The sequence below is a fragment of the Lacticaseibacillus pantheris DSM 15945 = JCM 12539 = NBRC 106106 genome, from assembly GCF_001591865.1.
GTDB classification, from domain to species: Bacteria; Bacillota; Bacilli; order Lactobacillales; family Lactobacillaceae; genus Lacticaseibacillus; species Lacticaseibacillus pantheris.
On sequence record NZ_BCVS01000086.1, the window covers coordinates 1 to 10,511 of the forward strand.

Consider the following 10,511-nt stretch of genomic DNA (forward strand, 5'->3'; position numbering starts at 1 on the left):
TTTCGCCCTAGCAGTGGCTTACCACGGAGTACCCCACGAAAGCCGCAGCTCACCGGTCCGACCGACGCGGCCACCCCATCCCCGTAGCAACCGCTCATGCACAAAAAGTGACCGGTTAGGCGAAAAGTGTGTACGAGCACGGACAAAAATGGTGTAATAATGGCAACGACGAAGAGAAAAGGAGGCGACGCCAATGCATGTGCGTTTTGAACAGGACGACCAGCTCGATGAACCTGAAGTGGTCATCCGCGCCGCCGCCCCCTCCGCCGAAACCCAACGCCTCCAACAATTGCTGGCAGCGCACACCATCACGGCGTACCGCGATAGCCAAGAGTTCTTCCTTGATCCAGCCGACATCATCTTTGTCCAAACCGAAGAACGCACCGTCCAAGTACATACCGCCGACCAAATTTACCAATCAAAGGAGCGGTTATACGCGCTGGAGGACAGTCTCCCCGGCTACTTTGCCCGCGTCGCTAAATCTACCATCATCAATCTCTACCAGGTTAGCGCCGTCAACCGGTCACTGGCCAACTGCTGGATTAGCTTCCGTCGCTCACACAAACAGGTATACGCGTCCCGCCGTTACTACCGGCAGCTGCAGGACCGACTAAACGAAACGAGGTCATCTCATGAATAAACACAATTACTGGCAACCATGGTTCTGGGGCATCTTCCTCATTGCTTGCGCTGGCACGCTCGGCGCCTCGCAACTGGGGTGGCTACCCGTCCACCTCGGCTTCTGGACCATCCTTCTCACCATCATCCTGGTTGGCGCCACCATCGCCAACCTGATCAACCTCAGTATCGGCGGCACCATCTTTGGCCTGGCCTTCCTGGGGATGCTCTACGCAAAACCGCTCGGCATCAGCGCCCTAACGCCGTGGACAATCCTGGCCATCGCATTACTGCTCACTATCGGCCTCTCCCTGATTTTCCGGCCGTTCCAAAAGCGCCGCTGGAAGCGCTGGGCCAGCCAACACGTTAGCGAGCACATCGAAGTTCATGGCGGCACACATCAAGACCACGTTCGCGCCCACTACAGTACGAGCACCGGGACCGACGACGAAAGCCACGTCAACTTTGCCGTCAGCCTCGGCAGCGCCGTCCGGTACGTCCAGTCGCCTGATTTCCAGTCAGCCGACATCAGCGCCTCCCTGGGTGAAATCAAAGTGTACTTCGACGACGCCACCATCCTCGGCGACAGCGCGACCATCACGGTCAGCGGGACCGCCAGCCAAATCTCGCTGTACATCCCCCGCACCTGGAACACCATCCTGGATATCCAGCCGATGATGGGCGAAGTAACGGAGGTCGGCCACAGGGACCACAGGGACACCCCGCGTGTGTACATTAACGGCGGTATCAAAATGGGTGAAGTGACCGTCAACTATATTTAGTCTGCACGCAAAAGGCGCTAACTTCGCAGGTTGAGGTTAGCGCCTTTTGCTACGGTCCCACCAACCTAGTCGTGGTCCGCATGTACAAAGATGGCCTTACTGAATACGTAGTTCAATACAATCACAATGACCTGATCCACGATTTTCACCAGTACCGGACCGCCGTGGAGCAGGTTCAACCCCACGTAAAGGATGGCCGTATCCGCCAAGAGCGAGGCTCCACGCAACCCGAAAAACAGCACGGCCTCCCACAGCGCTCGGCCAAGGCTATTAAACTGCGAGCCGAACACCGCGACTTTGTTCGTGACGTAAGCAAAGGCGACGCTCAGAAACCACGCCACTAAATTGGCGGCAAACCACGACCAGCCGAACCACATAGTGAGGACAAAGTACACCACCAGGTTAATCAGGGTGGTGAGCCCGCCCACAACTAAGTAGCGCAGGGCCATACCGTATTTTGAGTATAAACGTAATGCATAATTCATCACTTTGCCCCCTTTGGGCTAATCACCGTGGCCTTTTTCAACGCCACGTGTTTTTGCATACTGGTAAAAATCAGCGAGCGACTATCATACTGACGGCCGTCCATAATCAACGGATATTGCGCCATACGGTAGCCGTACGTCCTGATGATGTCCACAGACTGTGGTGTTGGTTGGTTATTCACTACCTGTATCTGGTAACGTCCCGCGCTAAGGTGACGCCGTAGCCGGTATACTTGTCCGGCGCGGTAGAAATGGTACGTTTCCCCGGTGCCAACCTTGCTGATGGTGACGCTGACGTGCGCGCCCAGGTGCGCCTGTACGGAAAAGTAGTTGGCCCAATCATGAAGGTCGACGTCTTCAACCAATACGGATCCTGAACGGACAACTGCCGGACGCGCGTTGTACTGCGTCGACAGTTGCGAGCGTTGCGCGGCCACTATGAGGTTCTCAGGGTACCTGTGCGCGACCAAGGCCGAGCCACCCGCCAGACCGCCCACGCCGGCTAGGGCCAACACCGTCGGCATCCACCATGATACGGTGTGCGTAGTTACGACCTCACGCTGCTTTGCGGGGACCAAGGCCAGCAGCAGCCAAAGCATGGGCCAAATAACGGCGCCATAGCGAGTCTCGGTTTCCCACACCAGGGTATGGAAGGCCAAATACCCCAACGCAATCACAACGGCCAACAGGGCGACACTAGTCCTACCCTGACCGAAGTCGGGGCGCCAGTCAATTAACCGGCCAATCAACGCCACGAACAGCTCAATCAAGGCCACAGCGTTCACGGTCGCTAGCACCACGCGGATCGTACCAGCATGGCGCAAGTACCACCCCGGAGCGGCCCGGTAGCCACCGTTGTACCAATCCTGAATGTCTTGACCGTTCAGCAAAATGCCCATCTTAACGAACCAATGCTTGACCAACCCAATTGGGCCTAGCCTAGTAATACGTTGCTGGATAGTTTTTAAAGCGTACCGCTGCCGCGCCGCTTTACTAGGCAGGTTAATCTCACGACCTACATCGTGACCGCTATACTTACCCCGACTACCAGGATTAAGCCCCATCATCACCCACGACGTTGTGGGCAACGCGTACGTATTATTGTTCTGAAAATTACTGAGTCGTTGAATACCTGCCGTAGCCGGAAAACTAAGGGCAATGCCCGCCGCGACCATCAAGCTAGGCCACATTAGGTGATGTCCCCGCCAACGACTAACGCCCACGACCAGGGCCACAACCACTAGAGCGGGAATGATAATGATTAGATTAGGACGTGTGATTTGGCCGAACAAGGTCACCAACAATAGCAGCACACCATTAATTAGCCTGTGTCGCAGCGTCCACTTTGGCCAAAACAAGAATGTCCGGACTATGACGACTAGGCACAGTAAGGCCGGCAAATCGGAGTAAAACACCTGTAAAAAGTACGTGTAGGCAAAGGGGGTCAACGTGAATAGTGCTAACAGCCCCACAACAGCGGTATTCCGGGCATGAACTTGGCGAACCGTACGGAGCGTTAAGACGATCAATCCGTCTAGGAATAGGAGGCTCAGCACGTGGAGAACGCCGTTGGTGGTTAAACCCACCAACCACCCGCACCGAATGGCCCAGGATAACATCCAGGCCAGCGGTACGTTGTTGGGGTACCGCCAAAAATACGTAATGTTCCAGGTATAGTGTCCCGCCGCCATTTGGTCCGCCTGTGACAGCACTCGGTATGGATCGTGGTAAACGGTCACCGGCATGTAAATCAGTACCAGACATTGAATGACCACCGTGACCACTAACGCCGCGCCAATTAAAACACTCACTTTGCGCGGAGTCAGTCGTTCAATGAACGGACGCACTAGGCGGATAACCGCCCATACGAGCACGCTCATAACGGCAATGAGTACACCAATCAATGGGGCCTGCACGCTCACCAGGTTGGCCACCACGCCGACAGCTAGGCAACCCGCTAGAATTAATGGTAAAAAACGTGTGCGGATCATCTGTCCCACGCCAGCACCTCCAAGTTACTGATCACAGGTAATTGCTACTGAAGTTTGTTTTGAATCGTATACCGCGGACGGTGGCGTACTTCCGTAGTCACTTTGCCAATGTACTCACCAATTACGCCCAAGCTGATCATCTGTAGGCCACCAAGGAACCACACCGAGACCATCAATGACGACCAGCCATGCTCTGCAAGGCCCAACACCTTGACCGACACCGTGTAAATTAGCATAATGACAGCCAGCATGGTCGCCAACACGCCTAAAATTAGAATGAGCCGGACCGGCGCAATCGTTAACGACGTGATGCCGTCCCACGCGAACGCCAGCATCTTTTTGAGCGGATACTTAGACTCGCCCGCCATCCGAGGCGTACGTTTGTAGTATACCGACGCACTCGGGTAGCCCAGTTTAGGCACCAGCCCCCGAATAAAGATGTTGCGTTCGTGGTAGGACAGGAACGTCTCCACGGAACGGCGCGACATCAACCGAAAGTCCGCGTGGTTGGGAATTAAATCCACGCCCAGATGCTTGAGCAGGCCGTAAAAGGCCCCCGCAGTGGTGCGCTTAAACCACGTATCCGTATCCCGATTATTACGTACGCCGTAAACAATGTCTATTCCGTTCGCGTACTGTTCGACCATCGCCATAATTTTGTCGGGGTCGTCCTGCAAATCGGCATCAATGGTCACCATGAGGTCAGCGGTCTTAACCGCCTCCGTCAACCCGGCAATTAAGGCCTGCTGGTGCCCAAAGTTGCGGGAGAAACGTAATCCCCGCACCCGGGAATTCTGACGGTGTAGTTGATCAATTAGCGACCAAGTTTTGTCACTAGAACCATCGTCGACAATTAAAATATCCGAGTCAGTCGCGAGGGTGTACGCCGCAACCACCTGGTCTTCAATTGTGAGTAGGCTTGCCACCGAGCTCGCGAGTACTTCTTCCTCGTTGTATGCGGGAATCACAATGGTTAATTTTTCCATTTAATGTGCACTCCTTTGCAATCTTGCCGGTAAATGGTCGTCCACGAACGCCATCACTGGGGTCCGCGCCGGCCGTAGCGTAAGCCACAGGGCACCCGCAATCAACACGCTGCCCGCCAAGTCCGTCGCAAAATGTTGTGCAAGGTACAGGCGAGATGTCGCCACCAAGCCAACCCAAACCACGCCCATCAGTACGGCCACCAGCCCTACCTCCTGATCCTTTATGCCGGGCAGGAAAACCATGAGCAGCGTTAGCACGAGGATGGTGGTACAAAAGACGTGCCCGCTGGGAAAGCTGTAACCAGTGTCTGGCAGCAACTCGTGGACAGGGCGGTGCCGGGCCACGATTTGTTTAACAACCTCAACCAAGGCCGACCCACCATACTGCATACCAGCAGCCCACAGACTCAATGCCGGTCCCCGGCGGAACCACAGGTACACACAAAGCACAAAGGTTAACGACAGGCTGACCATCGGACTACCTAAAAACGCGATGACGTTAAACAGCGTAATGTTGTTAGCAGATGGTGCCCCCATCGCCTGGGCCATCATCGTATCGATGGCCCCGACCCAACTAGCATGGTGAATGACGCTAACGGCCAACCCAATAAACATCAGCCACAAAACTGCGGCTCCACAATAATCAACCTTATTCCGCATCTGTCTGTCCTTTCCGTGAACGTAACCCGACTATGATTACCGGTATGAGTGAGATGGCCACAATCGCCAACATAATGAGTTCGAAGTGGGCCTTAATGAGGGGAATGTTACCGAAAAAATAACCCGCCCCAACGGCGCTGCCTACCCAGCTGACCGCACCTAAAATGTTGTAAACGGCAAAGTCACGGTAGTGCATATGACTAATACCAGCAGTAAAGGGGATAAAGGTCCGGACAATCGGCACAAACCGGCCCAGGAAAATGGCCCCCTTACCGTGCCGGTCAAAGAACGTTGCCGATTGCTGCAAATACTTTGGCTTAATGAGCCGCCGCCAACGTTCACTATTCGCTAAGTACTGACCGAAATGTTGACCGATTTCAAAGTTCATCGCGTCGCCGACCGCAGCGGCAACTGATAGCAAGCCGAACAGGAGCCAAACGTTCAATGAGTGTTGCCCCACCGCGGCCAAAGAACCACACAGAAATAACAGTGAGTCACCCGGCAAAAAAGGTAGCACCACCACACCGGTTTCAATCAAGATCACGATAAACAGGCCCACGTAGATGAGGTTGCCATACTGAGTTATTAACTGTGGCACCAATTGACTGATATTCGGAATCAGTGAAGTTAACAGGATTACGGACATATACTTTTCTCCATTCATAATTAAGTTTGTGCGGGTGATCTACTGAAGCCCACGTGTACCGAGCAGCAGGCCACCAAGATAAACGCAGTAGAGTGCAAAGGCCAATACAACGTTTACGTTGGCCAAGTATGGCAATATCCACTGCGCAAGGATAATGGCAAGCCCAGTTGCACCCAGCAGCTGTCCGGCCTCATCGTGTTGGTGTGCATAGACCAGGCTGGTCCCCACTAATACCGTACCGATGAGTGTTCCCCATTCGCCAGAGTAACCGAGCCAGGCTAACAACAACTGGAAGGCAATTACGCTCAACGTGCGCACTTGATAACGTTTAGCCACCGCCAAGAGTCCTACCGCCACAATCAGTAGCACCGCGCTATCCACTTCGGCTGTGGTCAACATGTTAAAGGTAATTGTGACCGCAATAGCTAGGGTGCTGGTACGAATTGAATCTATTGCACCGGTCCGGTGATGGTTCGTTGCTGGCAGACCCACCAGCGTCACCAAAGTGATTAGAAACATCACGGGCAGCGACATTGTCGCCCCCAAGGTGATGGTGCCGACAATACCGGCAAACGTCATTAGCGCCGTTTTGATCGTGCTACCGGTTCCCTGACGAAACCGGACTGCTCCATTGATACGCATCTAGTCACCGCCTTCAATGCTCGCTGGCTGCCAACAAAGAGCAGCTTACCGCCCCATCTTCGAGCGGCCCACCCACGAAAAATAAACTAATTCTGATGAAAATTCAGAATGATTCACGGCTTGCACTACGTCACGCACATGCAGCCTGAGTTTTTCTCAGATTTTCCTTACTGGTCGTTGAAAAAATAATTAATAGCCGGTGCTAACCACGCAACTGAGCCTAAAAACACGCATTCCCCTCAGAACCCGGACTCAAAAAAGGGACCTGCCATAACAAGGCAGATCCCACCATTTATTATCAAACTGAAAAACTAACCGAACAAACACGCGTCGTTAGGATTCATTAACCGCCGTCGCGGATAGCAGTGGCAGCGTCACCAGTATCTTTGCCCCATACGGTTCGTGATCCAACACGCGGACTTGCCCACCCATTTTTTGCACCAGTTGCTGCACAATTGGCAGGCCCAAACCGGTCCCCGCTACGGTCCCACGCACATCGTCGGCCCGGTAAAACCGTTCGAAAACATGCGCTTTGTCATCATCGGCAATTCCCGGACCCACATCCGTGACGCTTAACTCCGCTAGCGCATCGCGTTGGATCAAAGTTACCGTAATTGGGCCCTTGGCAGGTCCATACTTGGCTGCGTTACCCACCAGGTTATGGACTACATGCTCAATCGCCACCAGGTTACCGTCTATCGATAAGTGCGGCTGAATATCGGTGTGCACCGACGCCAATACTTCCGGAGTCAACTTGTTCACGGCCTGCTCCACCGCGGCGCTGAGGTCAATCTTGGTCAACGCGAGCGTCACCTGATCAGCGCGGGACAAAGTTAATAACTCATCGATTAACTGCTGCATTTGCCGTGACTCCGCCGTAATGTAGTCCACTGACTTAGCCACAATTTCTGGATGCGCCTCACCATGACGCTCAATCAACTGAGCGTGGCTCCGAATCGTCGCAATCGGTGTCCGTAGCTCGTGCGCCGCATTCATGATAAACAATTTTTGTTGTTCCTGCCGTTCGTGCAATTGCGTAAGTAATCCGTTGAAGTCCTGTGCCAAATTGGTCACTTCAGTCGGCTGACTGGGTACCGGCAATTGCGCGACCGTATCATCATTAGTCGTTTTGCTGGTCGACCGCGACGCCTCTGATAACTGCGTCAGCGGATCCGTTAGGCGGTGCGTCAGGCGGCGAATGAAGAACGGGCTCAGCAACATGGTCAACATCAGTAGGACGACAGTGACTTCGACGACCCGTTCCAGCACCTCCACTTCACTATCCATTCGCTGCCAGACGTCGTAGCGAATGCCAGCGGCGTGCCCCGTTTGGTGATAGAACAGTCCTTTACCGTCACGGTAATACAGATCCTTGATGAAGGGCACGCGGACTGGCGTCTTGCGTAACAACGTGCGCGTGTACGGCGAATAGTAATTCCGCCGCCTGGCATCTTTGCGCATATTGTGCACCAAAACCCGACTTGAACTGGTGTCCAAGGTACTGTTACGCCGCCAGTTTTCCCAGTCGTCATCCCCGTCAATCACGGTCTTCTTGAGGCTCTGCACGATATGCGTCGTATTGACCCGGACTTGTGTTAATAATTGGTTGCTAACGGCAATCACGATTAAGACGCCCAGACCAATCGTGATAGTCGTTACCAGTCCCATTACGTTGCGGAGCATGATGCCGCCGCTAGTCTGATCCTTTACTTTCATGTTAAATCCCCGCTAAACCGTGGCCACCTGATCCGACAGCATGTAACCAGTGCCCCGCACCGTGTGAATCAGTTTCTGCTGGTCGGGTGTATCGATTTTATGCCGTAAATTCCGTACATAAACGTCCAGGATGTTAGGCTGACCGTCAAAGTCCTGTCCCCAGACCGCATTGAGTAGCTCATCTCGACTACACGATTCATTTTGGTGTTTGCTTAACTCGACCAGCAGCTCGTATTCCCGCTGGGTCAAGGGGATAATTTGTCCGGCCCGCGTCACTCGCTTCGCGGTAGTGTCCACGGCCAAATTAGCAATACGCAGGGTACCATTCTTCTGGAACTCCGGTTGACTGTGGCGCAACGCTACTTCCACGCGCGCGGCCAGCTCTTCCATCTCGAATGGCTTGGTCATGTAATCATCGGCCCCACCGGTTAACCCCGCAACTTTGTCACCGACGTAGTCCCGAGCGGTCAACATGATCACGGGTACCTGGCTGTCTTTACGGATCCGCCGCAGCACCGTGAAACCATCCAACTTTGGTAACATCCAATCCAAAATAATGAGGTCAATTTGGCCGGACTGCTTGCGAAAGGCGCTGAGGGCGGCCTCACCATCAGCCGCCCACAATACTTGCATGCCTTCCAATTCGAATTCAGTCCGCAACGAGTCAGCCAGTGCCGCCTCGTCTTCAACTAACAAAATTGTCGTCATCGGTTCCCCCACCCTTCTGCATTTACGGTCACTAATTGACTTTATTTTGGCACAAAAAAAGACCCACTACCACTAGTGAGCCATCAATAGCAACGAATATTTAACGCCTATTCCGCGGCAAAGACGTGATCTTCATCCAGCATGTACTGAAAATCAATTTGGTTAGTAATGAGGCTAATCCGAAACAACCCCGCCATCTCGGTCTGCGCGTCAGTCAGCGCAACAAAGTATTCGTGGTCACTGCCCGCAACCCTTTGCATCGCACCATACTTACCCTGAAATCCCTGCTGCCGAAACTGCTTGATGATGCGAATCATTTCAATCTGTGTAACTGCACTGTCCGTGTTGCTCATAAATTACTTTCCCCAATCATTCTAATACTTACACACATATGTTTAATGGCCGCCACAATGGGGCCATATAAAAAGCACTCCCCCCGAAAGTGGAGTGCCGTTAGGTCAGCGGGTAATTACTTGCCCAGCTTTTCCTTGTTAGTAACCTTCAGCTTGTCATCAAAGTCGTAGACAACTGGTTCGCCAGTAGCCATTTCGACGTCCATGATGTCAGCGTCGGAGATGTTTTCGATGTACTTAGTCAGAGCACGCAGGGAGTTACCGTGCGCAGCGATGATTACGTTCTTGCCATCAAGCAGGTCTGGAGCAATGTGGTCTTCCCAGAATGGGATAACGCGTTCCAGAGTAACCTTCAAGTTTTCGCCACCTGGGACGATACGTGGGTCCAGGTCAGCGTAACGACGGTCCTGTGCAGCAGACTCTGGGTCATCGGCGTCCAAGAGTGGTGGCAGAACGTCGTATGAACGGCGCCAAATGTGTACCTGTTCGGCACCATACTTCTCGGCAGTTTCTTCCTTGTTCAGGCCCTGCAGAGCACCGTAGTGACGTTCGTTCAAACGCCAAGTCTTCGTTTCTGGAATCCACAGCTGGTCAGCTTCTTCCAGAGCGTAGTGCAACGTCTTGATTGCACGAGTCAAAACGGAAGTGTAAGCCTGGTCAAACAGGATGCCAGCTTCCTTCAGCTTCTTACCAGCTGCTTTAGCTTCTTCAACACCCTTTTCGGACAGGTCAACGTCGTGCCAGCCAGTAAACTGGTTGGACAAGTTCCATTCGGATTGACCATGACGAATCAGAACCAATTTTGCCATGTTAACAATTACCTCACTTTTTTAGTTACCAAACCTTGCTTGGCATTTACCCTTTCATTCTACACTAACTCCCGTTGCGGTTCCAGAAGTTCCGGCGGCTTACGTGGAGTGCTCC

At 53.3% G+C, this 10,511-nt stretch carries 12 protein-coding genes; 2 read left to right on the forward strand and 10 right to left on the reverse strand.

Features of this window, described 5'->3' with window-relative positions; all coding sequences use genetic code 11:
* Nucleotides 1-193: 193 nt before the first annotated feature.
* Together LPA02S_RS08815 and LPA02S_RS08820 are read left to right on the forward strand one after the other, a co-directional pair.
* Nucleotides 194-640: a LytTR family DNA-binding domain-containing protein gene (locus tag LPA02S_RS08815; RefSeq protein WP_056956797.1), complete on the forward strand. Its 447-nt coding sequence runs from the start codon at nucleotides 194-196 to the stop codon at nucleotides 638-640.
* Nucleotides 633-1,400: a LiaF transmembrane domain-containing protein gene (locus LPA02S_RS08820; RefSeq protein WP_054650795.1), complete on the forward strand. Its 768-nt coding sequence runs from the start codon at nucleotides 633-635 to the stop codon at nucleotides 1,398-1,400. The genes LPA02S_RS08815 and LPA02S_RS08820 overlap by 8 nt, the downstream gene beginning before the upstream one ends.
* Nucleotides 1,401-1,465: 65 nt before the next feature.
* Here the strand turns inward: LPA02S_RS08820 and LPA02S_RS08825 are convergent, their stop codons facing one another.
* The 10 genes from LPA02S_RS08825 to LPA02S_RS08870 form a co-directional block, all read right to left on the reverse strand.
* The gene (locus tag LPA02S_RS08825) at nucleotides 1,466-1,885 is read right to left on the reverse strand and encodes a GtrA family protein (protein ID WP_054650793.1); all 420 of its coding nucleotides are present in this window, start codon (nucleotides 1,883-1,885) and stop codon (nucleotides 1,466-1,468) included.
* Nucleotides 1,885-3,876, reverse strand: coding sequence for a glycosyltransferase-like membrane protein (locus LPA02S_RS08830; RefSeq protein ID WP_501161638.1), 1,992 nt, complete (start codon nucleotides 3,874-3,876; stop codon nucleotides 1,885-1,887). Before LPA02S_RS08830 ends, LPA02S_RS08825 begins: the two co-directional genes overlap by 1 nt.
* A gap of 44 nt (nucleotides 3,877-3,920) precedes the next feature.
* The gene (locus tag LPA02S_RS08835; protein ID WP_054650787.1) at nucleotides 3,921-4,862 is read right to left on the reverse strand and encodes a glycosyltransferase family 2 protein; all 942 of its coding nucleotides are present in this window, start codon (nucleotides 4,860-4,862) and stop codon (nucleotides 3,921-3,923) included.
* Complete coding sequence (locus LPA02S_RS08840; RefSeq protein ID WP_056956799.1) at nucleotides 4,863-5,522, reverse strand: phosphatase PAP2 family protein; 660 nt, start codon at nucleotides 5,520-5,522, stop codon at nucleotides 4,863-4,865.
* Nucleotides 5,512-6,168, reverse strand: coding sequence for a VTT domain-containing protein (locus LPA02S_RS08845; RefSeq protein WP_056956800.1), 657 nt, complete (start codon nucleotides 6,166-6,168; stop codon nucleotides 5,512-5,514). The genes LPA02S_RS08840 and LPA02S_RS08845 overlap by 11 nt, the downstream gene beginning before the upstream one ends.
* 39 nt (nucleotides 6,169-6,207) lie before the next feature.
* Entirely contained in the window at nucleotides 6,208-6,810 is a 603-nt protein-coding gene (locus tag LPA02S_RS08850) for a hypothetical protein (protein WP_054650783.1), read from the reverse strand.
* 333 nt (nucleotides 6,811-7,143) lie between these two features.
* Nucleotides 7,144-8,526 carry a sensor histidine kinase gene (locus LPA02S_RS08855; RefSeq protein WP_056956801.1) on the reverse strand — a complete coding sequence of 461 codons (1,383 nt, stop codon included), beginning with the start codon at nucleotides 8,524-8,526 and terminating at the stop codon, nucleotides 7,144-7,146.
* A gap of 12 nt (nucleotides 8,527-8,538) precedes the next feature.
* Nucleotides 8,539-9,234, reverse strand: a complete 696-nt coding sequence (locus tag LPA02S_RS08860) for a response regulator transcription factor (protein ID WP_056956802.1) — start codon at nucleotides 9,232-9,234, stop codon at nucleotides 8,539-8,541.
* Nucleotides 9,235-9,341: 107 nt separating this feature from the next.
* Nucleotides 9,342-9,587 carry a hypothetical protein gene (locus LPA02S_RS08865; protein WP_054650781.1) on the reverse strand — a complete coding sequence of 82 codons (246 nt, stop codon included), beginning with the start codon at nucleotides 9,585-9,587 and terminating at the stop codon, nucleotides 9,342-9,344.
* Between the two features lie 116 nt (nucleotides 9,588-9,703).
* Nucleotides 9,704-10,396, reverse strand: a complete 693-nt coding sequence (locus LPA02S_RS08870; RefSeq protein ID WP_056956803.1) for a 2,3-diphosphoglycerate-dependent phosphoglycerate mutase — start codon at nucleotides 10,394-10,396, stop codon at nucleotides 9,704-9,706.
* Between the last annotated feature and the right edge of the window lie 115 nt (nucleotides 10,397-10,511).